Source organism: Streptomyces sp. PA03-6a, assembly GCF_033792765.1.
Lineage (GTDB): Bacteria > Actinomycetota > Actinomycetes > Streptomycetales > Streptomycetaceae > Actinacidiphila.
Window position 1 is genome coordinate 25,676 of sequence record NZ_JARAVK010000020.1, and the last position, 23,326, is coordinate 49,001.

Genomic DNA, 23,326 nt, shown 5'->3' on the forward strand with positions numbered 1-23,326 from the left:
GGACGCACGAAGGCGCCCGGCCACCCCTCTGGGGGTGACCGGGCGCCTTTCGCGTACGTCCGGGTCCGGACCTAGCAGCCGAGCAGCCGGCCGCCGAGGTAGGCCTCGACCTGGTCGAGCGAGACGCGCTCCTGCTTCATGGTGTCGCGCTCGCGCACGGTGACCGCGTTGTCCTCGAGGGTGTCGAAGTCGACGGTCACGCAGAACGGGGTGCCGATCTCGTCCTGGCGGCGGTAGCGGCGGCCGATGGCGCCGGCGTCGTCGAACTCGATGTTCCAGTGGCGGCGCAGGTCGGCCGCGAGGCCCTTGGCCTTCGGCGAGAGCTGCGGGTTGCGCGACAGCGGCAGGACGGCGACCTTGACCGGCGCCAGGCGCGGGTCGAGGCGCATGACGGTGCGCTTCTCCATCACGCCCTTGGCGTTCGGGGCCTCGTCCTCGTTGTACGCGTCGAGCATGAAGGCGAGCATGGCGCGGTTGAGACCCGCCGCGGGCTCGATGACGTACGGGAAGTAGCGCTCACCGGCCTCCTGGTCGAAGTACGACAGGTCCTGGCCGCTGGCCTGGCTGTGGGCCTTGAGGTCGTAGTCCGTGCGGTTGGCGATGCCCTCGAGCTCGGAGTATTCGGTGCCGCCGAAGTTGAAGCGGTACTCGATGTCGACGGTGCGCTTGGAGTAGTGGGACAGCTTCTCCTTGGCGTGCTCGTACCAGCGCATGTTCTCCTCGCGCATGCCGAGGCCCCGGTACCAGTCCCAGCGCTGCTGCATCCAGTACTCGTGCCAGGTCTCGTCCTCGCCCGGCTTGACGAAGAACTCCATCTCCATCTGCTCGAACTCGCGGGTCCGGAAGATGAAGTTGCCGGGCGTGATCTCGTTGCGGAAGGACTTGCCGGTCTGGGCGATGCCGAACGGCGGCTTGCGGCGCGAGGTCGTCTGCACCTGGGAGAAGTTGGTGAAGATGCCCTGTGCCGTCTCCGGGCGCAGGTAGGCCACGGCGCCCGAGTCCTGGGTCGGGCCCAGGTGGGTGGAGAGCAGCCCGGAGAACTGCTTGGGCTCGGTGAAGGTGCCCTTGTTGCCGCAGTTGGGGCAGTTGAGGTCGGTCAGGCCGTTGGCCGGCAGGTGGCCGTGCTTGGCCTCGTACGCCTCCTCCAGGTGGTCGGCACGGTAACGCTTGTGACAGGAGGTGCACTCGGTGAGCGGGTCGGTGAACGTGGCGACGTGACCGGAGGCCTCCCAGACCTCGCGGGCCAGGATCACCGAGGAGTCCAGGCCGACCACGTCCTCCCGGGAGGTGACCATCGCACGCCACCACTGGCGCTTGATGTTCTCCTTCAGTTCGACGCCCAGCGGCCCGTAGTCCCAGGCGGCCTTCTGGCCGCCGTAGATCTCGCTGCAGGGGAAAACGAAGCCACGGCGCTTGCTCAGGCTGACGATGGTGTCGATCTTGTCGGCGGCCACGGTGCTCTCTTCAGACGACGAAGCGGTCGGTGGGATCCGCCGGGTCGCGTGCGGTCCGGCGAATACCTCAGATTACCGGCGGGTGCGGGGCCCGTATCAAATCGGTTCCGCAGTCCGGGGGCGCCGGGTCAGGTCACTACTGAGCCAATTGACAATCGTTTCCAATTTTGTTGAAAATGGGTGTCATGAACATAGGTCGTGCTCTGGTCCCCCTCGCCGCCGTCGCCGGGCTGGTCGCCCTCTCCGCCTGTTCCACCGCGGGTGGGGGCGGGGCCGACGGCAGGGTCAAGGTCACCGCCTCCTTCTACCCGATGCAGTTCCTGGCCGAGCAGATCGGCGGCGGGCACGTCGACGTGACCGGACTGACCAAGCCCGGGACCGAACCGCACGACCTGGAGCTCACCCCCCGGCAGACCGGCGAGCTGGGCGAGTCGGACGTCATCGTCTACCTCAAGGGCCTGCAGCCCGCCGTCGACGACGCGATAGCCCAGTCCGGCGTGGCGAACACCGTCGACGCCGCCGCGCTGACCCCGCTGGAGGACCACGGCACCGAGGTCGACGGCCACGACCACAGCACCGGGGACAACCACACCGGGCACGAGGACGGAGAGGACGCGGGCGCCGACCCGCACGTCTGGCTCGACCCGGTCCGCTACGCCCAGGTCGCCGAAGGCGTCGGCAAGGCCCTCGCCAAGGCCGACCCGGACCACGAGGCGACCTACGGGAAGAACACCGCCGCGCTGGTGAAGAAGCTCGACGCGCTGAACACCGACTTCCAGGACGGGCTGGGGAACCGCACCTCGGACACCTTCATCACCACCCACGCGGCCTTCGGCTACCTCGCCGAGCGCTACGGGCTGGTCGAGGAGGCGATCAGCGGCATCGACCCGGAGTCCGAGCCCAGCGCCGCCCGGATGAAGACGCTGCACACCCTCGCCGAGGACAAGGGCGTCAGCACCGTATTCTTCGAGACGCTCGCCAGCGACCGGACCGCCAGGACCCTCGCGGGCGACCTCGGCCTGAAGACCGCGGTGCTCGACCCCATCGAGGGCATCACCGACAGGTCCGCGGGCCGCGACTACTTCGAGGTCCAGCACAGCAACCTTCAGGCCCTGCGCTCGGCGCTCGGCGCGAAGTGAGGCAACGATGACGGAGCCCGGTACGGAGGCTGGAATGGACACGGTCATATCGATGCGGGGGGCGACCGCCACCCTCGGCTCACGGCCGGTGCTGCGCGGCGTCGACCTGACCGTGCGGCGCGGGGAGGTCGTCGCGCTGCTCGGCGCCAACGGCTCGGGCAAGTCCACCGCGATCCGCGCCGTGGTCGGCCAGGTGCCGCTCACCGCGGGCGGTCTGGAGCTCTTCGGCACCCCGCTGAACCGGTTCCGCGACTGGGCCCGGATCGGCTACGTGCCGCAGCGCACCACGGCGGCCTCCGGCGTCCCCGCCACCGTGCGCGAGGTCGTCTCCGCCGGGCGGCTGGCCCGAACGAGGCTGGGCCTGCCCCGCAAGGCGGACCGCCGGGCCGTGGAGCGCGCCCTGGAGCTGGTCGGGATGGCCGACCGGGCCGGAGATCCGGTCGAGGCGCTCTCCGGCGGCCAGCACCAGCGGGTGCTCATCGCCCGCGCGCTGTCCGTCGAGCCCGAACTGCTGATCATGGACGAGCCGATGGCGGGCGTCGACCTCGCCAGCCAGGAGGTGCTCGCCGGGACGCTGCGCGAACAGGTCTCGGTGGGCACCACCGTGCTCCTGGTCCTGCACGAACTCGGACCGCTGGAGCCGCTGATCGACCGCGCGGTGGTGCTGCGCGACGGCTGCGTCGTCCACGACGGGCCCCCGCCGAAGGCCCAGGGGCAGCACGCGCTGCCCGGCCACGACCATGTCCACCCGCACGCCGGCCACGTGGCCGAGCCGATCCGGACGGGGCTGTTCTGATGGAGCTGTTCTCCTACGCCTTCATGCAGCGGGCGCTGATCGCCGCCGTCCTCGTCGGCATCACCGCCCCCGCGATCGGCATCTACCTCGTCCAGCGCCGCCAGGCCCTCATGGGCGACGGCATCGGCCACGTCGCCCTCACCGGTGTCGGCCTCGGCTTCCTGCTCAGCACCAACCCGGTGTGGATGGCGACGGCCGTGTCGGTCGCGGGCGCGATCGTCATGGAACTCATCCGCTGGTACGGCAGGACGCGCGGCGACATCGCGCTCGCCATGCTCTTCTACGGCGGCATGGCGGCCGGCGTGCTGTTCACCTCGCTCGCGCCGAACGGCTCCAACGCCAACCTGCTCACCTACCTGTTCGGCTCCATCACCACCGTCTCCCCCGAGGACATCACCGCGATCTGCCTGCTGGCCGGCTTCGTGGTGCTGGTCACCGTGGGCCTGCGACGGCAGCTGTTCGCGGTCTCCCAGGACGAGGAGTTCGCCCGGGTGACCGGTCTGCCGGTGCGGCTGCTCAACCTGCTGGTCGCCGTCACCGCGGCGGTCACGGTCACGGTCGCCATGCGGGTCGTCGGACTGCTGCTGGTCAGCGCGCTGATGGTGATCCCGGTCGCCGCCTCCCAGCAGATCGCCCGCAGCTTCGCCACGGCCTTCGCGCTGTCGGTCGTGATCGGCGTGGCGGTCGCCTTCTCCGGCACGGTCACCTCGTACTACGCCGACGTGCCCTCCGGAGCGACCATCGTGCTGCTGGCCATCGGTGTCTTCGTCACGCTGACGCTGCTGGCCGCGCCGCTGGCGAAAAAGCGTGCACGCCGTGCCGCGGAGGACGGGACACGGTGCACCCTGGAGGTACCCGCGGCGCGTCCCACCGAGGACGACGTCCGGGTATGAGCTCCAGGCCTGGCAGAATGACCGACCGAACCGACCGAGTAGGAGGCCACCGGTGACGACCGCCAAGCCCCCCGTCCGCGGACGATCGACCCGGCAGCGTGCCGCCGTCGCCGCGGCCCTCGCCGAGGTCGACGAGTTCCGCAGCGCCCAGGAACTGCACGACCTCCTCAAGCACCGGGGTGACTCGGTCGGCCTCACCACGGTCTACCGCACGCTGCAGTCCCTCGCCGACGCCGGCGAGATCGACGTCCTGCGCACCGGGGAGGGCGAGTCCGTCTACCGGCGCTGCAGCAGCGGCCACCACCACCACCTGGTCTGCCGCGTGTGCGGCAAGGCGGTCGAGGTCGAGGGTCCCGCGGTCGAGAAGTGGGCCGACACCATCGCCGAGGAGCACGGCTTCGTCGACGTCGCCCACACCGTGGAGATCTTCGGGACCTGCGCCGACTGCGCCGGCTGCGGCGGCCCCGCCGCGAACTGAACCGGGCCCCGCCCGCCGTCGTGCTCCTCCCGCCCCGCGGTCGTCCGTGGACGACCGCGGGGTGACTGCCGACTACTCCGTGTCCGCGTCGCCCGCCGCCGCCGGCGGCTGCTCGTTGGGCAGCGCGCCGCCGAAACGGCGGTCGCGGGAGGCGTACTCCAGGCACGCGCGCCACAGGTCGCGGCGGTCGAAGTCCGGCCAGAGGACGTCCTGGAAGACCATCTCGGCGTAGGCGGACTGCCAGATCAGGAAGTTGGAGGTGCGCTGCTCGCCGGAGGGGCGGACGAACAGGTCCACGTCCGGCATGTCCGGGTGGTACATGTACTTGGCGAGGGTCTTCTCGTTGACCTTGGAGGGATCGAGGCGACCCGCCTTTATGTCCTCGGCCAGGCGCGCCGCCGCGTCGGCGATCTCGGCGCGGCCGCCGTAGTTGACGCACATGTACAGCGTCATCGCGTCGTTGTCGCGGGTCATCTCCTCCGCGACCTGGAGCTCCTTGACGACCGACTTCCACAGCCGGGGCATGCGCCCGGCCCAGCGGATCCGGATGCCCATCTCGTGCATCTCGTCGCGGCGGCGGTGGATGACGTCCCGGTTGAAGTTCATCAGGAAGCGGACCTCGTCGGGCGAGCGCTTCCAGTTCTCGGTCGAGAAGGCGTACAGGGAGAGGTTCTTGACCCCCAGCTCCAGGCAGCCCTTGAGGACGTCCAGCACGACGGTCTCGCCGACCTTGTGCCCCTCGGTGCGGGGCAGGCCGCGCTCCTTGGCCCAGCGGCCGTTGCCGTCCATCACGATGGCCACGTGCTGGGGGACCAGCTCACCTGGGATCTTGGGGGGCTGCGCGCCGGATGGGTGCGGGTCGGGAGCCCGGTACTCGCGCCGGGGACGGCTCAGAATCCCGCGTACTGCCATGACCTTGCTCTCCACTTCCTGTGCCTCACGAGTTGGTGCTGCCGGGCCCGCCGGGTACCGCTACTTCTCGATGAAACGCAGACTGCGCAAGCCGCGCTCCAGATGCCACTGCAGATACGCCGCGACCAGTCCGCTGCCCTCCCGGCAGTGGCGCGGTTCGCACGCGTCGGCGGTCTCCCAGTCCCCTCCGAGCAACGCGCCGAGGAGTTCCAGTGACTCCAGTGAGGGTACGACGCTTCCGGCCGGGCGGCACTCGCCGCATACGACTCCTCCCGCACCGACCGAAAAGAACCGATTCGGGCCCGGCATCCCGCACTTCGCGCAGTCCCCGAAGCTGGGCGCGTAGCCGTTGACCGCCAGCGAGCGCAGCAGGAAGGCGTCGAGCACCAGACGCGGGTCGTGCTCACCGTCGGCGAGCGTGCGCAGGCCGCCGACCAGCAGCAGGTACTGCTGCACCGCCGGTTCGCCCTCGTGGTCGGTGAAGCGCTCGGCGGTCTCCAGCATCGCCGTGCCCGCGGTGTAGCGGGCGTAGTCGGTGACGATGCGGCTGCCGTAGGGGGCGATCGTCTCGCCCTGGGTGCACAGCGGCAGGCCGCGGCCGATCAGTTCGCCCCCGCGCGCGAAGAGCTGCACGTCCACGTGGGAGAACGGTTCCAGCCGCGCGCCGAACTTGGACTTCGTCCGCCGCACGCCGCGGGCCACCGCCCGCACCCGGCCGTGCCGGCGGGTGAGCAGGGTGATGATCCGGTCCGCCTCGCCCAGCTTCTGGGTGCGCAGCACGATGCCGTCGTCGCGGAACAGACTCATGCGCCCATTGTTCCGTACGCGGCGACCGGACCGGCCCGGGTCGTACGCTACGGCCCATGTCGATCACAGCCACCGTCGCCGTGCTGCTCATAGCGGCCCTCCACCTCTACATCCTGGTCCTGGAGATGTTCCTGTGGACCACCCCCCGCGCCAGGGGGGCCTTCGGGACCACCGCGGAGTTCGCGCAGGCGAGCAAGGCACTCGCGGCCAACCAGGGGCTCTACAACGGTTTCCTGGCCGCCGGGCTGGTGTGGGGCGCCGTGGCCGCCGACCCGGTGGGCTTCCAGGCCACGGTGTTCTTCCTCGTCTGCGTGGCGGTCGCCGGGCTGTACGGCGCCGCGACCGCGAGCCGCCGCATCCTCTTCGTGCAGACCGTGCCGGCCCTCGTCGCCCTGGCCCTGGTGCTGGTGGCCCGCTGATGGACTCCGTCACCCACCGCATCACCGCGGCCGGCCCCGACGGCACCGCCCTGGAGGTGCTGCACGGCTACGCGGACCGCGGGCGGCGGACGCTGGGCGCGACGGTGCGGACCGTGCTCGCCTGCTTCGCCGTCGCCGCCGCGATCCTGGTCCGGGCGGTCAGCCGCTGAGCCCCGCCGTCCCGCCGGGCGCGACCAGCCCCGACTCGTAGGCCGTAATCACCAACTGGGCGCGGTCGCGGGCGCCGAGCTTGCCCATGATCCGGCTGACGTGCGTCTTGGCGGTGAGCGGGCTGAGGCCCAGCGCCTCGGCGACCTCCGTGTTGTTCAGGCCCCGCGCGACGAGGGTGAGCACCTGCCGCTCCCGTGCGGACAGCGCGGCGAGACGTTCCGGGGCCGGCCCGCCCGGCGGCGGGCCCTCCGGGAGGCGCAGCACCCGGGCGATGAGCCGCGCGGTCGGCCCCGGCGAGAGCAGCGCCTCGCCCGCGGCGACCGTGCGGATGGCGTCGAGGAGGTCGGCGGGACGGGTGTCCTTGACGAGGAAGCCACTGGCCCCGGCGCGCAGTGCGGGGACGACGTGGTCGTCGCTGTCGTAGGTGGTGAGCACCAGCACCCGGACCCCGGCCAGGTCGTCGTCGGCGGCGATCAGCCGGGTGGCCTCGATGCCGTCGAGGTCGGGCATGCGGATGTCCATGATCACCACGTCGGCGCGGCCGGCGCGGGCCGCCGCCACGGCTTCGCGCCCGGTGGCCGCGTGCCCGACGACCTGCATGTCGGGGGCGGACTCGACGAGCATCGCGAAGGCCTCACGGACCAGGGTCTGGTCGTCGGCGAGCAGGACGCGGATCATGCCGTGCCCCCCGCGAACGGCAGAACGGCGGCCACCTGGAAACCGCCCTCGGGCCGGGGCCCGGCGGTCAGCGTGCCGCCGACGCTGCGGGCGCGCTCGCGCATGCCGATGAGGCCGTAGCCGGCGGCGGGCACGGTCTCCGCCGGGCCGGCGTCCGCGGGGGGCCTCGGGGGTGCCACGGCGCGCCAGGGCCGCCATCGGGCGTCGGGGCGGTCCGGTTCGTGCTCGGCCTCCGTCCCCGGGCAGGGGCCGTCGTCGGTGACGGCGATCCGCAGGGCGGCGCCGCGGTCCGGGTCGGTGCCGAGTTCCACCCCGACCCGGACCGAGGTGCCCCCGGCGTGCCGTACGGCGTTGGTGAGGGCCTCCTGCACGATGCGGTAGGCGGCCGCCCCGATCGCCGGGGGCACCCCGTCCGCGCCGGCCGCGACGGCCAGTTCCACCCGGGCGCCGGCGGCCTCGGCGGAGCGGGCCAGGTCGGCCACGGCCGCCAGGCCCGGCAGCGGGCCGCGCTCGTCGTCGCCGCGCAGCACCTGGAGGGTGGCGCGCAGTTCGGCGCGGGCGTCGCGGCAGGTGCCGGCGATGCTGTCGAGGGCGCCGGCGACGGCCGTGCGGTCCAGCCGGTCGGGGTCGGCGAGCAGGACGTGCGCGGCGACCGAGGTCTGCACGCCGATGAGGGTGATGCTGTGAGCGAGCAGGTCGTGCAGGTCGCGGGCGATCCGCAGCCGCTCCTCGGCGACGCGCCGGGCCGCCTCCTCCTCGCGGGTGCGTTCGGCGCGTTCGGCGCGCCCGACGATGGCGGCCACGTACTTGCGGTGGATGCGCACCGCCTCGCCGGTCAGCGCCACCGCCACCACCCAGCCGCCGCTGCGCAGCATGTCGGTCGCCGCGTGCCGGTCGGGTGTCGCCGACATCACCCCGACCATGATCGCGACGACCGCCGCCACGGTGAGGTACGTCCGCGGCGGCGGCCCGGCGACCGCCAGCGAGTAGATCGCCACCATGCTCGCCGGGACCACGGCCAGGTGGAGGTTGTCCATGGCGTGGTACGGGGCGACGGCCGCGACCGTGACGAGCATCACGGTCATCGGCCACCGCCGCCGGACGGCCAGCACCAGCGCGGTGACCACCAGCAGCGCCCAGCCCGCCGCGTCCGGGCGGTGCCCCTGCCCGGACGGCAGGAGGGCGCCCATGGCGCTCTGGAGCGCGAGCACGCCCACGGCGAGGGCGGCGTCCTTGTGCGCACGGACGGCGGGCGGGAGGGGCGGCGGCTTCGGCACGGCTCCATCTTCCGTTACGGGGTCGGCGGCGTGACAGACCGGTTCACGGGCCGGCTCACGGGCCCGTACGCGGCCGGCTCAGCCGGCCCGGCCACCAGAGCCGCTCGCGCAGCGCCACGCTCGCGGAGGTCACCAGGTAGGTGCGGACGAGGAAGGTGTCCAGCAGGACGCCCACGGCGATGACGAAGCCCATCTCGACCAGCGACACCAGCGGCATGTTGACCAGGACCGAGAACGTGGCCGCCAGCACCAGCCCGGCCGAGGCGATCACCCCGCCCGTGGTGCGCAGCGCGGTGACGGCCGCGGCGGCCGGCGCGGCCCCCGCCAGCGACTCCTCGCGCATCCGGTGCATGAGGAAGATGCCGTAGTCGACGCCGAGCGCCACGAGGAAGACGAACGACAGCAGCGGCAGCCCCGGGTCCGTGCCCTCGAAGCCGAACAGCGGCCCGAAGACCAGCCCGCCGATGCCCAGCGCGGCGCCCCACACCGCGATCACGGCCACCACGAGCAGCAGCGGCCCGACCAGGCTGCGCAGCAGCACCACGAGGATCAGCAGCACGGCCGCCAGGACGAGCGGCACGACGACCCGGCGGTCGCGGGAACTGGTGGCGGCCAGGTCGGCCTGCTGGGCACCGGGCCCGCCGACGTGGGCGCCGTAGGGGCCGTCCAGCTCCGCGCGCAGGGCGTGGATGGTCGCGGTCTCGCCGGGCGACTCGGGCGGCGCCTGCGCGGTCACCGACACCTCCGTCCAGCCGCCGCCGCTGCGCCCGCGTTCGGCGGACGCGACCCCTTCGGTGCCCCGGACCGCGGCCAGCACCTCGCCGGCCCGGCCGGTGGGTGCCATGACGGTGATCGGCTGGGCGGAGCGGCCGGGGTCGGCCTCGGCGAGGATGCGCATGGCGGCGACCGACTCCGGGGCGCTGGTGAAGGCGTCGTCGTTCTTCAGGCTGCCGGGCAGGGCCAGGGTCCCGAGCGCCAGCGCCCCGAGCAGCACCGCGCCACCCGCGAGCACGGCCAGCGGACGGCGTGCGGCCGAGCCGCCCATCGCCGCGAACAGGCCGCGCGGACGCGGCACTTCACTGCCGTACGCCGGGACCAGCGGCCAGAAGACCCGGCGGCCCAGCAGCACCAGCAGCGCGGGCAGCAGGGTCGTCATCGCCAGGAGCGCGCACAGCACCCCGACCGCGGCGATCGGGCCCATGCCCCGGCTGCTGTTGAGGTCGGCGGCGAGCAGGCACAGCAGCCCCGCGGCGACGGTCCCGGAGGAGGCCAGGATCGCGGGCCCGCAGCCGCGCAGCGCGGCGCGCATGGCGTCGTACGGGCGCGGCACGCGCCGCAGTTCCTCGCGGTAGCGGGAGACCAGCAGCAGCGCGTAGTCGGTGCCGGCGCCGAAGACCAGGATGGTCATCACACCCTGGCTCTGGCCGGTGACGGTGACGCCGAAGGCCTGGTGGAGTCCGTAGACCCCGGCCATCGCGGCGGCGTCGGCCACGCCCGCGACGAGCAGGGGCAGCAGCCACAGCAGCGGGCTGCGGTAGATGAGGATCAGCAGGACGGCGACGACGGCCACCGTGGTGTAGAGCAGCGGCCCGTCGAGGGAGGAGTACACCTCCTTCATGTCGGTGTTGAGCGCGCCGGGGCCGCCCACGTGGGCGGTCAGCCCGTCGCCGCCCTCGGCCCGGTCGCGGACGTCGGTGACGAAGGCGTTCCTGGCCGCGTCGTCCTGGCCCGGCCCGGTGCTCGCCACGGGGTACATCAGCGTGTCGCCGTGCGACAGGACGGCGTGCGGCGTGCCACCCGTGAGCCGGTGCGCCCGCGCGATGCCGGCGATCTGGGCGGCCGCCTTGTCGCGGTCGGCGGCGGTCAGCCCGCCGTCGCGGTGGTAGACGACCACGAGTTCGGTGGCCTCGCCGCCGGGCAGCGCGTCCTGGAGCCGGGCGACCTGCGTGGAGTCGGCGCTGACCGGGAGGTAGTCCACCGCCCGGTTCTGCTGCGCGTCGGCGAGCTTGCCGGCCAGCGGGCCGGCCAGCGCCAGTACGGCGATCCACAGCGCGAGCACCGCCCAGGGGAGCGCGCGGGCGCCCCGGCTCCGCCCCCGTCCTCGGGTCGGCGGCGGCGCGGCGGCCGGTGTGGTCTCAGTGGTCGGGGCCCCCATCATGGGCCTCCCTCCGGGCCGGTGGTCTGGTCCTTTCCAGACTTCCGGCGCGGGGGCGCCTTTTCGTCGGGCCCGGGACCGAGCCCGGCGTTACTGCCCGGGGTGCGGTGCGGGCCCCGTTACTCCCCGGGGAGTACGCCCGGCGGTGGCGGTCAGGGGCGGCCCGTCAGGACGGCGTGCGGGCCGCGGCCTCCAGGATGCGTTCGGTGTCCTCGCCGACGAGGCCGAGGCAGCGGCCGACGGCGCCGAGGACCTCCCGCTCGGCGGGCAGGTAGGGGCCGTCGGCGAGGGCGATGAGGGCGCCCTGGACCAGGATGTGCTCGCGGCCCTGGGGGGCGAGGTGGCGGGAGAGGGGGCCCAGGGCCTCGTGGAGCTCGATGGACAGCCAGCTGCCGCAGCCGTCGAGGGCGTCCGCGAGCCCGTCGGCGTCCAGGGCGTCGGAGGCGCCGGGGAAGCGGCCCTCGTCGGCGACGATGGCCGCGAGCAGGCCGAGCAGCTGGTCCTCGGTGCAGTCGGTGAACCCGGCCGAACGGACCGCGCCGACGGCGGCCTCGCGGGCGCCGCGCCCCATGGCGCCGCCCGCGGTGAGCACGGCGAGGGCGACGGTGTGGACGGCGTCGCGGAGCATGGCGGAGAAGACGGTGGTGGTGGGCTGCTCCAGGGCCTCGGGCCCGCGGTGTGCGCGGCACACCACGCACTCCACGACCGTGCCGGCCGAGCCGCGCGGCAGGAGGGGCAGGCCCAGCAGGGTCAGCCGCCGGGTGCCGGTGCGCCGCCGGTAGCCGCGGTCGCCGCCGCAGCCGGCGCAGAAGAACTCCCCGTCACCTTCGGTGTGCCAGACCGTCCGCACGCCCAAGATGCACAAGCCCTTGATGTGGAGCACTTCGCACCCTCCGGCCGCCATCCCGATTTACACCGGTTCGTCCCTTTACGCGCCGTACGCGTGGGTAACGCTCCGGCAACGGCGCCGTAATGACGTGATGTTAGCCACATGAGCGGCGCGTAGTCAGTACCACGTGAGGGCCGAATACGAGAACCGGCCACGGCGCCCGCTCGGGCGCCGTGGCCGGTTCACCGTGCTGTGACTAGCGGGCCGCGCGGTTGACGGCGGAGACGACCGCCTTCAGCGAGGCGCGGGTGGTGTTGCCGTCGATGCCGATGCCCCACAGGACCTGGCCGTCGATGGCGCACTCGATGTACGAGGCGGCCTGGGCGCTGGCGCCCTCGCTCATGGTGTGCTCGGTGTAGTCCAGCAGGCGGGCGTCGACCCCGACCGAGGCCAGCGCGTCGAAGAACGCGGAGATCGGGCCGTTGCCGGTACCGGTCAGGACCGTCTCCGCGCCGTCCACGACCGCCTCGACGGTCAGGGTGTCGGTGCCGTCGCTGCTGGTCGAGGTCTGCGCCGAGCGCAGCGCGACGCGGCCCCAGGCGTTCTCCGGGGTGGGCAGGTACTCGTCCTCGAAGATCGCCCAGATCTCCTTCGGGGTGACCTCGCCGCCCTCGGCGTCGGTCTTCGCCTGGATGATCTTCGAGAACTCGATCTGCATGCGGCGCGGCAGGTCCAGCTTGTGGTCGTTCTTCAGGACGTACGCGACGCCGCCCTTGCCGGACTGCGAGTTCACGCGGATGACGGCCTCGTAGGAGCGGCCGACGTCCTTGGGGTCGATCGGCAGGTACGGGACCGCCCACTCCAGATCGTCGACTGTCACACCCGGGCCCTGGGCGGCCGCGTCGGCCTCCATGGCGTCGAACCCCTTCTTGATGGCGTCCTGGTGGGAGCCGGAGAAGGACGTGTAGACCAGGTCGCCCACGTACGGGTGGCGCGGGTGGACCTCCATCTGGTTGCAGTACTCGGCGGTGCGGCGGACCTCGTCGATCTGGGAGAAGTCGATCATCGGGTCCACGCCCTGGCTGAACAGGTTCATGCCCAGGGTGACCAGGTCGACGTTGCCGGTGCGCTCGCCCTGGCCGAACAGGCAGCCCTCGATGCGGTCGGCGCCGGCCATCAGCGCCAGTTCGGCGGCGGCCACGGCCGTGCCGCGGTCGTTGTGCGGGTGGACCGACAGGCACACGTACTCGCGGCGCGACAGGTTCCGCGACATCCACTCGAAGCGGTCCGCGTGGGTGGAGGGCGTGGAGCGCTCCACGGTCGCGGGCAGGTTCAGGATGATCTCGCGGCCCTCCTCGGGCTGCCAGACGTCCATCACCGACTCGCAGACCTCCAGCGCGAAGTCCAGCTCGGTGTCGGTGAAGATCTCCGGGCTGTACTGGTAGCCGAAGACGGTCTCGTCGCCCAGGATCTTGTCCGCGTACTCCATGACCAGCCGCGTGCCGTCCACGGCGATCTGCCGGATCTGCTCCTTGGAGCCGCGGAAGACCACCCGGCGGAAGGTCGGGGCGGTCGCGTTGTACAGGTGCACGGTCGCGCGCGCCGCGCCGCGCAGGGACTCCACGGTCCGCTCGATCAGTTCCTCGCGGGCCTGGGTCAGTACGGAGATGGTGACGTCGTCGGGGATCGCGCCCTCTTCGATGATGGAGCGCACGAAGGCGAAGTCGGTCTCGCCCGAGGCGGGGAAGCCGACCTCGATCTCCTTGTAGCCCATCGTCACCAGCAGGTCGAACATCGCGCGCTTGCGGGCCGGTGACATCGGGTCGATCAGCGCCTGGTTGCCGTCCCGCAGGTCGGTCGACAGCCAGCGGGGCGCCTTGGTGATCCGCCGGTCCGGCCAGGTGCGGTCCGGGATCTCCACGGCCTCGTACGGCTTGTACTTGTGGACCGGCATCGCGGTCGGGCGCTGGCGCACCGTCGCGGCGGTGATGGGCGTGGGGCGGCCGACGGCGTTCGGGGTGGACATCTGCGGGGGTGCTCCTCGGTTGCGGCTGTGGAGGCGGCCGACCGGCGCTGGTGCAACGCCAAACCCCGCGGGGAGGGAGTCGACCTGGACTACAGGCCCTCGCCGCGGCAGCTAAGAAGAAGCAGCCCGAAACGCATGATGCTGTCGACCATAACCGAGCCCCCGGGGACCCTGCAGCCGCTGCGGCGTTCTTCTCAGTATGCAAGACCGCCCGTGATGACATGAAAAACGTACATCTTCCCCCCTTTTCGTGGATCATGGTCACACCTAGTGACAGACAGTGAGCACCGTGCCACATTGCCCTGCATGGAGCAGACACCTGTTTTCTGCACGATCGTGCCGCCGCACGTCCTCGACAAGGTCGCCCGCAACGAGGACCGCGCACTCGCCGAGCCCGCCCGCCGCACCCTGGAACGCGACGCCGCGGAGCGCACCCGCCGCCGGCTGACCACCGTCATCGGGGCCCTCCCGGTGATCGGGGCGGAGCCGTCGGACCGGCCGCGCCGCACGATCAGCGACGCGCAGCACCGCACGGACCTGCCGGGGCGGAAGGTCCGCGGCGAGGGCGACCCCGCCACGGCCGACGACACCGTCAACCGGGCCTACGACGGACTGGGGGCGACCTTCGAGCTCTTCCTGACGGCGTACGGCCGCCACTCCATCGACGACGCCGGGCTGCCGCTGGACGCCACCGTCCACTACGACCGCGACTACAACAACGCCTTCTGGAACGGCGAGCAGATGGTCTTCGGGGACGGCGACGGGGAGATCTTCCTCGACTTCACGCTCCCCCTCGACGTCATCGGCCACGAACTGACCCACGGCGTCACCCAGTACACCGCCAACCTCGACTACTTCGGCCAGTCCGGCGCCCTCAACGAGTCGATGTCGGACGTCTTCGGCTCGCTCATCAAGCAGCACGCGCTCGGCCAGACCGCCGAGCAGGCCGACTGGCTGATCGGCGCCGGACTGCTCGCCCCTCGCGTCACGGGCGTGGCGCTGCGCTCCATGAAGGCCCCCGGCACGGCCTACGACGACGACGTCCTCGGCAAGGACCCGCAGCCCGGCCACATGGACGCCTACGTCCGCACCTCGCGGGACAACGGGGGCGTGCACATCAACTCCGGCATCCCCAACCGGGCGTTCCACCTGCTGGCCGTCGCGCTGGGCGGCAACGCCTGGGAGCGGGCCGGGCTGATCTGGTACGACGTGCTGACCGGCGGCGCGCTGTCGCCCAGGGCGACGTTCGCCGAGTTCGCCCAGGCGACGGTCGCCTCGGCCGCCGGGCGCTTCGGTGAGGGCGAGGAACACGCGGCGGTGGTGAAGGCGTGGTCGGAGGTCGGCATCCCGACCGCCGTGAACGGCACCGACGTGCCGCGCCAGTCGCCGGTCCCGGAAGGTGCGCGACCGCCCGCACAGGGGTAGACGTCCGCCATGCGCATACAGGTGATCCGCTCCGGCGGTTTCGCGGGGATCGAGCGCCGGGCCGTGCTGGAGACCGCCGGCCGGCCCGACGCCTTCCGTCTGCACGCCCTGGCCCGCGACGTCCTCGCCGCGGGCCCGGCCGCGCCCCCGCAGGGCGTACCGGACGGTTTCCGGTACGAGATCACGGTGGACGGCCGCACGGTGCACTGCGCCGACCCGCGGCTGACGGAGGAACAGCGCGAACTGGTCCAACTGGTGCTGAAGGAGGGCGCGTAGCCGATGAGCGGGCACACGACCGGGCTGCGCAGCCTGACCGACGAGGTGACCGTCCCCGAACTGCCGGTGCGGGGACGGCTGCCGCGGTGGCTCGACGGGGTCCTGCTGCGCAACGGCCCCGCCCTCTTCGAGGCCGGGGAGCGCCGCTACCGGCACTGGTTCGACGGCCAGGCGATGCTCCACCGGTTCGCGATCGAGGACGGCCGGGTCTCCTACGCCAACCGCTTCCTGGACGTCCCGAGCAGCCGTACCGCCCGGCACGAGGGCCGCATCGGCTACCAGGAGTTCGCCACCGACCCCTGCCGCTCGCTCTTCGCCCGGGTGCTCACCCCGTTCCTCCGCCAGCCCTCGGGGAACGCCAACGTCAGCGTCGCCCGCTTCGGCGAACGCTTCGTCGCGCTGACCGAGACCCCGATGCCGGTGGAGTTCGACCCGAGGACGCTGGAGACGGTCGGCGTCGTCGGCTACGAGGACGCGCTGGCCGGTCAGTGGACCACGGCGCACCCGCACCAGGACCCGGTCACCGGCGAACTGGTCAACTTCGTGGCGCACTTCGCGCGGCGCAGCGAGTACCGCGTCTACCGCCAGTCCTCCGACGGCACGGCCCGCCGCAGGCTCCTGGGCAGCCTGCCCGTCACCCGGCCCGGCTACATGCACAGCTTCGCGATCACCGACCGCCATGTGGTGCTCGTGGAGTTCCCGCTCGTCGTCAACCCGCCGGCACTGCTGCTCAGCGGCCGGCCCTTCATCGAGAACTACCGCTGGCGCCCGGAGCGCGGCACCCGCTTCATCGTCATGGACCGCAGGGACGGCACCGTCCGCCGCGTCGCCAAGGGCCCGGCCTTCTTCGCCTTCCACCACGTCAACGCCTTCGAGGACGGCGACGCGCTGGTGCTGGACCTGTGCGCCTACGAGGACCCGTCCGTCATCGACGCCCTCTACCTCGACCGGCTGCGCGACGGCGGCGGCGTCCCGCAGGCCCGGCCCACGCGGTACCGGATCGGCGGGGACGGCGCGGTGACGGGCGAGCGGCTCGGCGAGGAGCCGATGGAGCTCCCCCGCATCGACTACGGGCGGTGCAACGGACGCCCCTACCGCTTCGCGTACGGCGTCGGCAGCCGCGACGGGCGGGGCGAGCACTTCACCGACCAGCTGGTGCGGCTCGACACGGCCGACGGCGGCACCGTGACCTGGTCGCAGGAGGACTGCTATCCCGGGGAGCCCGTCTTCGTCGCTGCTCCGGAGGCCGGGGCGGAGGGCGAGGGCGTGGTGCTCTCCGTCGTCCTCGACGCCGCGGCCGGCTCGTCCTTCCTGCTGGTCCTGGACGCCGTCACGTTCCGCGAGCTGGCCCGCGCCGAGGTCCCGCACGCGGTGCCGTTCGGCTTCCACGGGATCTTCAGCGGCGGGGCCGCCGGGGGTGCGACGGCCTAGGCCCGGTCGCCCGGGCCGTGTCGTCCTAGAAGCCGAGCTTGCGCAGCTGCTTGGGGTCGCGCTGCCAGTCCTTGGCGACCTTCACGTGCAGGTCGAGGAAGACCGGCGTCCCGAGCAGCGCCTCGATGTGGCGGCGGGACTTGGTGCCGACCTCCTTCAGGCGGGAGCCCTTGGGGCCGATGATGATGCCCTTCTGGCTGGGGCGCTCGATGTAGATGTTGGCGTGCACGTCCAGCAGCGGCTTCTCCGCCGGGCGGCCCTCGCGCGGCAGCATCTCCTCGACCACGACGGCGATGGAGTGCGGCAGCTCGTCCCGTACGCCCTCGAGAGCGGCCTCGCGGATCAGCTCGGCGACCATGACCTGCTCGGGCTCGTCGGTGAGGTCGCCCTCCGGGTAGAGGGCCGGACCCTCCGGGAGCAGCGGGACGAGGAGGTCGGCCAGGAGCGAGACCTGCTTGTCGCCGACGGCGGAGACCGGGATGATCTCGGCCCACTCGATGCCCAGTTCGGTGCCGAGCAGGTCGATGGCGACCAACTGCTCGGCGAGGCGCTTGGAGTCCACCAGGTCGGTCTTGGTGACGATGGCGACCTTGGGGGTCTTGCGGACCTCGGCCAGCTCCTTGGCGATGTAGCGGTCACCGGGGCCGAGCTTCTGGTCGGCGGGCAGGCAGAAGCCGATCACGTCGACCTCGGCCCAGGTGGTGCGGACGACGTCGTTGAGCCGCTCTCCGAGCAGGGTGCGCGGCTTGTGCAGACCGGGGGTGTCGACCAGGACCAGCTGGGCCTCCGGGCGGTGCACGATGCCGCGCACGGTGTGCCGGGTGGTCTGCGGCCGGTTGGAGGTGATGGCCACCTTCGTGCCGACCAGAGCGTTGGTCAGGGTGGACTTGCCCGCGTTGGGGCGGCCCACGAAGCAGGCGAAGCCGGCCCGGTGGGCGGGGGCGGGGGTCGTCTCGGTGCGAACGCTCATGGCGACCATTGTCCCTGATCCACCGGGCCCCGCTGACGCCCCGGGCGGCGGCGCCGCCCGGGGGACCGGAGCGGCCGTTCCCCCGGGTGTCGCCCGGTGTTCCCCCGCGGGCACGGCGCAGGCCACGATCCGCTGCTATAACCGATGGATATGGACGTCCACGTGCGTGACCTCCGCTACTTCGTCACGGTCGCGGACGAGCTGCACTTCACCCGGGCCGCCGAGCGGCTGCGCATCTCCCAGCCCGCGCTCTCCAAGCAGATCCGCGCCCTGGAACGGCAGCTCGGCTTCCGCCTCTTCGACCGCGGGCCGCGCGGCGTCGGCCTCACCGTGCAGGGCGAGGCGCTGCTGCCCGCCGCACGCGCCCTGGTCGGTGACTGGGAGCACGCCCTGCGCGCGGCCCGTTCCGCGGGGCCCGGCGGCTGAGCCGGCGCCGGCTCAGCCCGCTTCGACCGTCGCCCGGACGACGCCGTCGGGGCCGGCCAGCAGCACCGGCGTGTCCGCGCCGCCCAGGTCGCGCACGGCCGCACGGTCCTCGTCCGGCACCGCGTCCGCCTCGGAGACCACGGCCGCCGCCTCCAGGGACGTGGCACCGCTGGCGACCGCCATGGCCACCGCCGTCCGCAGCGCGCTGAGCGACAACGACCGAAGGGCCACGGTCCCCGCCACGTAGGTGCGCCCCGTCTCGTCGCGCACGGCCGCCCCCTCGGCGACGCCGTTGCGGGCGCGGGCGGAGCGGGCCAGGGTGATGATCTTGCGGTCTTCCGGGTGCAGCTCGTCGCTCATGCGGTCAGCGTATCCGTCCTCGATGGTTCCCCTCCGGGGCAGGGCATTGTCATGATCTCGGCATGGATGACAACGCGGCGCCGGCCTACGAGGCGCGCTACGGCTTCGACCGCCGAACGGTCGCCGTGCTGCTGGCGGCGGTCGTGTTCACCTCGGTCCTCGTGATGCCGGGCACGGGTGCCCCGCCCGCGATGCGGATCGCGGGAGGCGTCCTCTTCGGCGGCGGCGGGCTCCTCATCGCCGCGAACTCGCTGACCCGCAAGGTCGCCCTGCGCGTCGACGCGACGGGCGTGCTCCTCGGCGGGACACCCCTGCGCCACCGGGCCACCACCGTGCACGTGCCGTGGGAGGACGTCACCGCCGTGGTGCTGTGGAAGCAGCCGGTCCCTCACGGCCACCGGCTGCCCTGGATCGGGGTGACACGCCGCGAGGGCGCTCCACCCCTGCCCGGTGCCGGGCAGGGCGCGCTGGCACGCGCCGCCGCGGGGGCCCTGGCCCCCGTACCGTTCGACCTGCTCATGGCGTCCCGCCAGGTGAACGGCTGGCGGCTCGACCGGCGACGCCTGGCCGCCGCGCTGGAACACTTCGCCCCCGGCGTCCCACTCGTCGACCAGGGCTGACCGGCGCTACCCGCCGTGCATCGCCCCGTCCGGCTCCGGGCCCGAGGGGTCCTCCGCGACGACCGGGACCGGCTCGACGAGGACCGCCCCGATGCGGTTGCGGCGGCCCGACGGGGCCTCCGCGGTGAGCCGGAGCGCGGCGGGGGCGTGCGGGGCCGAGGCGGTTTCGGGGAGCCCGACGACGGCGGAGGCGCCGGGGATCGGCACCCGGCCGAGGGTCTTGGCGAGCAGGCCGCCGACGGTCTCGACGTCCTCGTCGTCCAGGTCCACGCCGTAGAGCTCGCCCAGGTCTCCGAGGTCGAGGCGGGAGGTGACGCGGTAACGCCCCCCGCCCAGCTCCTCCACGGGCGGCACCTCGCGGTCGTACTCGTCGGTGATCTCGCCGACGATCTCCTCCAGGATGTCCTCGATGGTGACGACGCCGGCCGTGCCGCCGTACTCGTCGATGACGACGGCGACGTGGTTGCGCTCGCGCTGCATCTCGCGCAGCAGGTCGCCGGCGTTCTTGGTGTCGGGGACGAAGAAGGCCGGGCGCATCAGCGAGGAGACCGGGTCGGTCTCGGCGTCCCGGTTGATGTGCACCCGGCGGGCGAGGTCCTTGAGGTAGACGATGCCGACGATGTCGTCCTCGCTCTCGCCCGTGACCGGGATGCGCGAGAACCCGCTGCGCAGGGCGAGGGTCATGGCCTGGCGGATCGTCTTGAAGCGCTCGATGGCGACGAGCTCGGTGCGCGGCACCATCACCTCGCGCACCAGGGTGTCGCCGAGTTCGAAGACGGAGTGCACCATGCGGCGCTCCTCGTCCTCGATCAGGGACTCGCTCTCCGCGAGGTCCACCAGCGCGCGCAGCTCCGCCTCGGAGGCGAACGGGCCCTGGCGGAAGCCCTTGCCGGGGGTGAGGGCGTTGCCGAGCAGGATCAGCAGCGCCGGGATCGGCCCCATGACCCGGGCCAGCGGCAGCAGCACGTACGCCGCCGCGGTGGCCGTGTTCAGCGGGTGCTGGCGGCCGATGGTGCGGGGCGACACGCCCACCGCGACGTACGAGACCACGATCATGACGGCGACCGCCACCAGGACCGCCTGCCAGGTCTCCTCGAAGTGCCGGACGCACACGACGGTGACCAGCACCGCCGCCGCCATCTCGCAGGCCACCCGGACCAGCAGCGCGACGTTGAGGTAGCGGGTCGGGTCCGAGGACACCGCCAGCAGCTTGTCCGCGCCGCGCCGGCCGGCCCGCACCGCGGCCTCCGCCCGGAAGCGCGAGGTACGGGCGATGCCGGCCTCGGCGCAGGCGGCGAGCCAGGCGACGACGACCAGCAGGACGGCGAAGACCACCATCGCGATCAGTGGGTGGTCGTCGGGGCCGGCGACGGGCCCTGGATGCCGCGCTCGGCGCGCCAGCCGTCGAGGATGGCCTTCTGCAGACCGAACATCTCGGCCTTCTCGTCGGCCTCCTCGTGGTCGTAACCGAGCAGGTGCAGCACCCCGTGGACGGTGAGCAGCTGCAGCTCCTCGTCCATGGAGTGCTTGGTCACGGCCTCGTCGCCCTGCTTCTTCGCCACCTCGGGGCAGAGGACGATGTCCCCGAGCAGTCCCTGCGGGGGCTCCTCGTCCTCCTTCCCGGGACGCAGCTCGTCCATCGGGAAGGACATGACGTCGGTGGGGCCCGGTTCGTCCATCCACTGGATGTGCAGCTGCTCCATGGCGTCGGCGTCGACCGCGATGACCGAGAGCTCGGACAGCGGGTGGATGCGCATGTGCTGCAGGGCGTAGCGGCTGATGTCGAGCACCGCCGCCTCGTCGAAATCCCAGCCGGATTCGTTGTTGACGTCGATCGCCATAGTGCTTCGGAGGCTACTTTCGGTTGCCGTTGAGGTCGTCGTAGCGCTCGTAGGCGTCCACGATGCGCCCGACCAGCTTATGGCGTACGACATCCGTGCTCGTCAGGCGCGAGAAGTGCACGTCCTCGACGCCGTCCAGGATGTCCACGACCTGCCGCAGTCCGCTCTTCGTGCCACCGGGGAGGTCGACCTGGGTGACGTCACCGGTGATGACGATCTTGGAGTCGAAGCCGAGCCGGGTGAGGAACATCTTCATCTGCTCGGCGCTGGTGTTCTGCGCCTCGTCGAGGATGATGAAGGCGTCGTTGAGCGTGCGGCCGCGCATGTACGCCAGAGGAGCGACCTCGATCGTCCCGCTCGCCATGAGGCGCGGGATCGAGTCGGGGTCGATCATGTCGTGCAGCGCGTCGTACAGCGGACGCAGGTAGGGGTCGATCTTCTCGTAGAGCGTGCCCGGCAGGAAGCCGAGCCGCTCGCCCGCCTCGACGGCGGGGCGGGTCAGGATGATCCGGTTGACCTGCTTGGACTGCAGCGCCTGGACGGCCTTGGCCATGGCCAGGTAGGTCTTGCCGGTACCGGCAGGGCCGATGCCGAACACGATCGTGTGCTTGTCGATCGCGTCGACGTAGCGCTTCTGGTTGAGGGTCTTGGGGCGGATGGTGCGGCCCCGGCTGGACAGGATGTTCTGGGTGAGCACCTGGGAGGGGGTCTCCTCCAGGCCGTCGGCTCCGCTGTCCTGGCGGAGCATGGCGATCGACCGCTCCACTGCGTCCTCCGTCATCGGCTGGCCTGTGCGCAGTACCAGCATCATCTCGTCGAAAAGGCGCTGGACCAGCGCGACGTCCGCGGATTCACCGCTCGCGCTGACCTCATTGCCTCGTACATGGATGTCGACGGCCGGGAACGCCTGCTCTATCACGCGCAGGAGCGAGTCACCGGACCCCAGGACCGTCACCATGGGGTGCTTGGCCGGTACGACGAAGTGGGCGCTCGCCTGCGGTTGCTGCGTTGTCGGTGTCTGAGTCATGGGCCAGGCTCGACGGCCTGCTCATCCCGCCTTCTGCTGTTCGACATGCCACTGGGCTTGGGGTTCAAGGGTACGTCGGTGCGGCTGGGGTGCCGAGGGGTTTTACGCTGCGTCACGCACCGGGTAGAACTGCGGGATGGAGATCCGTACCGGAGGACCCGAGGACCTGCCCGCGACGCTCGCCCTGCTGGACGGAGCCGTCGCCTGGCTCACCGCCCGCGGCCACACCGGCCAGTGGGGCACCCGCCCCTGGTCCTCCCGGCCCCCGGCGGTGGAGCGCGTGGCCCGGTACGCGAAGGAGTACCTGCTGCGCGCGGCCGTGGCCGACGGCCGGGTGGTGGGCGTGTGCGTGCTGGCCGAGGAGAAGCCCGACTACGCCCCGCCCGTGGACGGGCGCGAGCTGTACCTGCGGCTGCTCGTCACCGACCGGGCGCTGTCCGGCAGCGGCATCGGCGCGGCCCTGGTGGACGACGCCGTCGCCGAGACGCGGCGCCGCGGCATCCCGCTGCTGCGGGTCGACTGCTACGCGGGCGGCGAGGGCCGGCTCGTCCGGCAGTACGAGGCCCTGGGCTTCACCCTCGCCCAGCCCTTCACCGTGCCCCAGGCCGAGGGCGCCCCCTGGCCGGGCCGGATCCTGGAGCGCCGGGTCTGACGACGGCACGCCGGAGGCATGCCGGGGGCATGCCCTCCATCCGCATCCGGAACGTCCCCGATGACGTGGACCGCACGCTCCGGCGCCGTGCGGCCGCAGCCGGCCTGTCCCTCGACGCCTACCTGTTGCGGCAGCTGACCGAGGAGGCACGCACGCCGACCGCGGACGACATCCGGGACCGCACGGGCCGTCCGGCGCCGGCGGAGTTCTCCGTGGAGCACCTCACCGTTCGCGACGGCGTACCGCCGGCCTCCTGAGCGCCAC

25 protein-coding genes and 1 pseudogene are annotated in these 23,326 nt (G+C 72.4%); 13 read left to right on the plus strand and 13 right to left on the minus strand.

Annotated features, from left to right (window positions below; translation table 11 throughout):
• Positions 1-71: 71 nt before the first annotated feature.
• Positions 72-1,454, minus strand: a complete 1,383-nt coding sequence (locus PV350_RS07690; RefSeq protein WP_500333210.1) for a glycine--tRNA ligase — start codon at positions 1,452-1,454, stop codon at positions 72-74.
• 185 nt (positions 1,455-1,639) lie between these two features.
• On the opposite strand from PV350_RS07690, the gene PV350_RS07695 reads away from it, so the two are divergent.
• The 4 genes from PV350_RS07695 to PV350_RS07710 are packed head-to-tail and all read left to right on the plus strand — an operon-like array spanning position 1,640 to position 4,760.
• Positions 1,640-2,593 carry a metal ABC transporter solute-binding protein, Zn/Mn family gene (locus PV350_RS07695; RefSeq protein WP_499511795.1) on the plus strand — a complete coding sequence of 318 codons (954 nt, stop codon included), beginning with the start codon at positions 1,640-1,642 and terminating at the stop codon, positions 2,591-2,593.
• A gap of 34 nt (positions 2,594-2,627) precedes the next feature.
• Positions 2,628-3,389 (plus strand): metal ABC transporter ATP-binding protein, encoded by a 762-nt coding sequence (locus tag PV350_RS07700; protein WP_499511796.1) that lies wholly within the window; start codon positions 2,628-2,630, stop codon positions 3,387-3,389.
• Complete coding sequence (locus PV350_RS07705; RefSeq protein WP_499511797.1) at positions 3,389-4,282, plus strand: metal ABC transporter permease; 894 nt, start codon at positions 3,389-3,391, stop codon at positions 4,280-4,282. The genes PV350_RS07700 and PV350_RS07705 overlap by 1 nt, the downstream gene beginning before the upstream one ends.
• A 52-nt stretch (positions 4,283-4,334) precedes the next feature.
• On the plus strand, positions 4,335-4,760 hold the full coding sequence (locus PV350_RS07710) for a Fur family transcriptional regulator (RefSeq protein WP_499511798.1): 426 nt from the start codon (positions 4,335-4,337) through the stop codon (positions 4,758-4,760).
• 72 nt (positions 4,761-4,832) lie between these two features.
• Here PV350_RS07710 and PV350_RS07715 read toward each other — a convergent pair whose 3' ends face one another.
• Both PV350_RS07715 and recO read right to left on the minus strand, forming a co-directional pair.
• Positions 4,833-5,672 (minus strand): isoprenyl transferase, encoded by an 840-nt coding sequence (locus PV350_RS07715; protein ID WP_499511799.1) that lies wholly within the window; start codon positions 5,670-5,672, stop codon positions 4,833-4,835.
• Between the two features lie 60 nt (positions 5,673-5,732).
• On the minus strand, positions 5,733-6,479 hold the full coding sequence (gene recO, locus PV350_RS07720) for a DNA repair protein RecO (RefSeq protein WP_499511800.1): 747 nt from the start codon (positions 6,477-6,479) through the stop codon (positions 5,733-5,735).
• A 56-nt stretch (positions 6,480-6,535) separates the two neighbouring features.
• Here recO and PV350_RS07725 point away from each other — a divergent pair, with 56 nt between their 5' ends.
• Together PV350_RS07725 and PV350_RS07730 are read left to right on the plus strand one after the other, a co-directional pair.
• Positions 6,536-6,898 (plus strand): DUF1304 domain-containing protein, encoded by a 363-nt coding sequence (locus PV350_RS07725; RefSeq protein WP_499511801.1) that lies wholly within the window; start codon positions 6,536-6,538, stop codon positions 6,896-6,898.
• Positions 6,898-7,068, plus strand: a complete 171-nt coding sequence (locus PV350_RS07730) for a hypothetical protein (protein WP_500333211.1) — start codon at positions 6,898-6,900, stop codon at positions 7,066-7,068. Before PV350_RS07725 ends, PV350_RS07730 begins: the two co-directional genes overlap by 1 nt.
• On the opposite strand, the gene PV350_RS07735 is transcribed toward PV350_RS07730, so the two are convergent.
• The 5 genes from PV350_RS07735 to leuA all read right to left on the minus strand — a co-directional run bounded on the left by PV350_RS07735 (position 7,058) and on the right by leuA (position 14,034).
• Complete coding sequence (locus PV350_RS07735; protein WP_500333212.1) at positions 7,058-7,747, minus strand: response regulator transcription factor; 690 nt, start codon at positions 7,745-7,747, stop codon at positions 7,058-7,060. The genes PV350_RS07730 and PV350_RS07735 overlap by 11 nt on opposite strands.
• Positions 7,744-9,024, minus strand: coding sequence for a sensor histidine kinase (locus PV350_RS07740; protein ID WP_500333213.1), 1,281 nt, complete (start codon positions 9,022-9,024; stop codon positions 7,744-7,746). The genes PV350_RS07735 and PV350_RS07740 overlap by 4 nt, the downstream gene beginning before the upstream one ends.
• Positions 9,025-9,079: 55 nt before the next feature.
• Complete coding sequence (locus PV350_RS07745) at positions 9,080-11,179, minus strand: MMPL family transporter (protein ID WP_499516828.1); 2,100 nt, start codon at positions 11,177-11,179, stop codon at positions 9,080-9,082.
• Between the two features lie 166 nt (positions 11,180-11,345).
• A complete protein-coding gene (locus tag PV350_RS07750; RefSeq protein ID WP_499511805.1) occupies positions 11,346-12,083 on the minus strand; it encodes a TerB family tellurite resistance protein in 738 nt (245 codons plus the stop codon).
• A 181-nt stretch (positions 12,084-12,264) separates the two neighbouring features.
• Positions 12,265-14,034, minus strand: a complete 1,770-nt coding sequence (gene leuA, locus PV350_RS07755; RefSeq protein ID WP_499511806.1) for a 2-isopropylmalate synthase — start codon at positions 14,032-14,034, stop codon at positions 12,265-12,267.
• 306 nt (positions 14,035-14,340) lie between these two features.
• On the opposite strand from leuA, the gene PV350_RS07760 reads away from it, so the two are divergent.
• The 3 genes from PV350_RS07760 to PV350_RS07770 are packed head-to-tail and all read left to right on the plus strand — an operon-like array spanning position 14,341 to position 17,166.
• Positions 14,341-15,459: a M4 family metallopeptidase gene (locus PV350_RS07760; RefSeq protein ID WP_500333214.1), complete on the plus strand. Its 1,119-nt coding sequence runs from the start codon at positions 14,341-14,343 to the stop codon at positions 15,457-15,459.
• A gap of 9 nt (positions 15,460-15,468) precedes the next feature.
• Positions 15,469-15,735, plus strand: a complete 267-nt coding sequence (locus tag PV350_RS07765; protein WP_499511808.1) for a protealysin inhibitor emfourin — start codon at positions 15,469-15,471, stop codon at positions 15,733-15,735.
• A 3-nt stretch (positions 15,736-15,738) separates the two neighbouring features.
• Entirely contained in the window at positions 15,739-17,166 is a 1,428-nt protein-coding gene (locus tag PV350_RS07770) for a carotenoid oxygenase family protein (RefSeq protein WP_500333215.1), read from the plus strand.
• 25 nt (positions 17,167-17,191) lie between these two features.
• Here PV350_RS07770 and era read toward each other — a convergent pair whose 3' ends face one another.
• Positions 17,192-18,145 carry a GTPase Era gene (era, locus tag PV350_RS07775; RefSeq protein WP_499511810.1) on the minus strand — a complete coding sequence of 318 codons (954 nt, stop codon included), beginning with the start codon at positions 18,143-18,145 and terminating at the stop codon, positions 17,192-17,194.
• A 141-nt stretch (positions 18,146-18,286) separates the two neighbouring features.
• On the opposite strand from era, the pseudogene PV350_RS07780 reads away from it, so the two are divergent.
• Positions 18,287-18,553, plus strand: a pseudogene (locus PV350_RS07780) (LysR family transcriptional regulator); the annotation flags it as partial.
• A gap of 21 nt (positions 18,554-18,574) precedes the next feature.
• Here the strand turns inward: PV350_RS07780 and PV350_RS07785 are convergent.
• Complete coding sequence (locus PV350_RS07785) at positions 18,575-18,922, minus strand: cytidine deaminase-like protein (protein ID WP_499511811.1); 348 nt, start codon at positions 18,920-18,922, stop codon at positions 18,575-18,577.
• 62 nt (positions 18,923-18,984) lie between these two features.
• Between PV350_RS07785 and PV350_RS07790 the strand changes: the two genes are divergently transcribed.
• Positions 18,985-19,542, plus strand: coding sequence for a hypothetical protein (locus PV350_RS07790; RefSeq protein ID WP_499511812.1), 558 nt, complete (start codon positions 18,985-18,987; stop codon positions 19,540-19,542).
• Positions 19,543-19,548: 6 nt separating this feature from the next.
• Here PV350_RS07790 and PV350_RS07795 read toward each other — a convergent pair whose 3' ends face one another.
• From PV350_RS07795 to PV350_RS07805, 3 genes are read right to left on the minus strand one after another with little or no spacing between them, the layout of a single operon-like run.
• Positions 19,549-20,880 (minus strand): hemolysin family protein, encoded by a 1,332-nt coding sequence (locus tag PV350_RS07795; RefSeq protein ID WP_499511813.1) that lies wholly within the window; start codon positions 20,878-20,880, stop codon positions 19,549-19,551.
• A 5-nt stretch (positions 20,881-20,885) separates the two neighbouring features.
• Complete coding sequence (ybeY, locus tag PV350_RS07800) at positions 20,886-21,383, minus strand: rRNA maturation RNAse YbeY (protein ID WP_499511814.1); 498 nt, start codon at positions 21,381-21,383, stop codon at positions 20,886-20,888.
• Between the two features lie 13 nt (positions 21,384-21,396).
• A complete protein-coding gene (locus PV350_RS07805; protein WP_499511815.1) occupies positions 21,397-22,410 on the minus strand; it encodes a PhoH family protein in 1,014 nt (337 codons plus the stop codon).
• Positions 22,411-22,546: 136 nt separating this feature from the next.
• Between PV350_RS07805 and PV350_RS07810 the strand changes: the two genes are divergently transcribed.
• Positions 22,547-23,062, plus strand: a complete 516-nt coding sequence (locus PV350_RS07810; RefSeq protein WP_499511816.1) for a GNAT family N-acetyltransferase — start codon at positions 22,547-22,549, stop codon at positions 23,060-23,062.
• Between the two features lie 29 nt (positions 23,063-23,091).
• Complete coding sequence (locus tag PV350_RS07815; protein ID WP_499511817.1) at positions 23,092-23,319, plus strand: FitA-like ribbon-helix-helix domain-containing protein; 228 nt, start codon at positions 23,092-23,094, stop codon at positions 23,317-23,319.
• Positions 23,320-23,326: the final 7 nt, after the last annotated feature.

Coding starts and splice junctions, on each gene's coding strand:
- PV350_RS07695 (WP_499511795.1), top strand. CDS start 1,640: ATGAACATAGGTCGTGCTCTGGTCCCCCTCGCCGCCGTCGCCGGGCTG.
- PV350_RS07700 (WP_499511796.1), top strand. CDS start 2,628: ATGGACACGGTCATATCGATGCGGGGGGCGACCGCCACCCTCGGCTCA.
- PV350_RS07705 (WP_499511797.1), top strand. CDS start 3,389: ATGGAGCTGTTCTCCTACGCCTTCATGCAGCGGGCGCTGATCGCCGCC.
- PV350_RS07715 (WP_499511799.1), bottom strand. CDS start 5,672: ATGGCAGTACGCGGGATTCTGAGCCGTCCCCGGCGCGAGTACCGGGCT.
- recO (WP_499511800.1), bottom strand. CDS start 6,479: ATGAGTCTGTTCCGCGACGACGGCATCGTGCTGCGCACCCAGAAGCTG.
- PV350_RS07725 (WP_499511801.1), top strand. CDS start 6,536: ATGTCGATCACAGCCACCGTCGCCGTGCTGCTCATAGCGGCCCTCCAC.
- PV350_RS07730 (WP_500333211.1), top strand. CDS start 6,898: ATGGACTCCGTCACCCACCGCATCACCGCGGCCGGCCCCGACGGCACC.
- PV350_RS07735 (WP_500333212.1), bottom strand. CDS start 7,747: ATGATCCGCGTCCTGCTCGCCGACGACCAGACCCTGGTCCGTGAGGCC.
- PV350_RS07745 (WP_499516828.1), bottom strand. CDS start 11,179: ATGGGGGCCCCGACCACTGAGACCACACCGGCCGCCGCGCCGCCGCCG.
- PV350_RS07750 (WP_499511805.1), bottom strand. CDS start 12,083: ATGGCGGCCGGAGGGTGCGAAGTGCTCCACATCAAGGGCTTGTGCATC.
- leuA (WP_499511806.1), bottom strand. CDS start 14,034: ATGTCCACCCCGAACGCCGTCGGCCGCCCCACGCCCATCACCGCCGCG.
- PV350_RS07760 (WP_500333214.1), top strand. CDS start 14,341: ATGGAGCAGACACCTGTTTTCTGCACGATCGTGCCGCCGCACGTCCTC.
- PV350_RS07765 (WP_499511808.1), top strand. CDS start 15,469: ATGCGCATACAGGTGATCCGCTCCGGCGGTTTCGCGGGGATCGAGCGC.
- PV350_RS07770 (WP_500333215.1), top strand. CDS start 15,739: ATGAGCGGGCACACGACCGGGCTGCGCAGCCTGACCGACGAGGTGACC.
- era (WP_499511810.1), bottom strand. CDS start 18,145: ATGGTCGCCATGAGCGTTCGCACCGAGACGACCCCCGCCCCCGCCCAC.
- PV350_RS07785 (WP_499511811.1), bottom strand. CDS start 18,922: ATGAGCGACGAGCTGCACCCGGAAGACCGCAAGATCATCACCCTGGCC.
- PV350_RS07790 (WP_499511812.1), top strand. CDS start 18,985: ATGGATGACAACGCGGCGCCGGCCTACGAGGCGCGCTACGGCTTCGAC.
- PV350_RS07795 (WP_499511813.1), bottom strand. CDS start 20,880: ATGGTGGTCTTCGCCGTCCTGCTGGTCGTCGTCGCCTGGCTCGCCGCC.
- ybeY (WP_499511814.1), bottom strand. CDS start 21,383: ATGGCGATCGACGTCAACAACGAATCCGGCTGGGATTTCGACGAGGCG.
- PV350_RS07805 (WP_499511815.1), bottom strand. CDS start 22,410: ATGACTCAGACACCGACAACGCAGCAACCGCAGGCGAGCGCCCACTTC.
- PV350_RS07810 (WP_499511816.1), top strand. CDS start 22,547: ATGGAGATCCGTACCGGAGGACCCGAGGACCTGCCCGCGACGCTCGCC.
- PV350_RS07815 (WP_499511817.1), top strand. CDS start 23,092: ATGCCCTCCATCCGCATCCGGAACGTCCCCGATGACGTGGACCGCACG.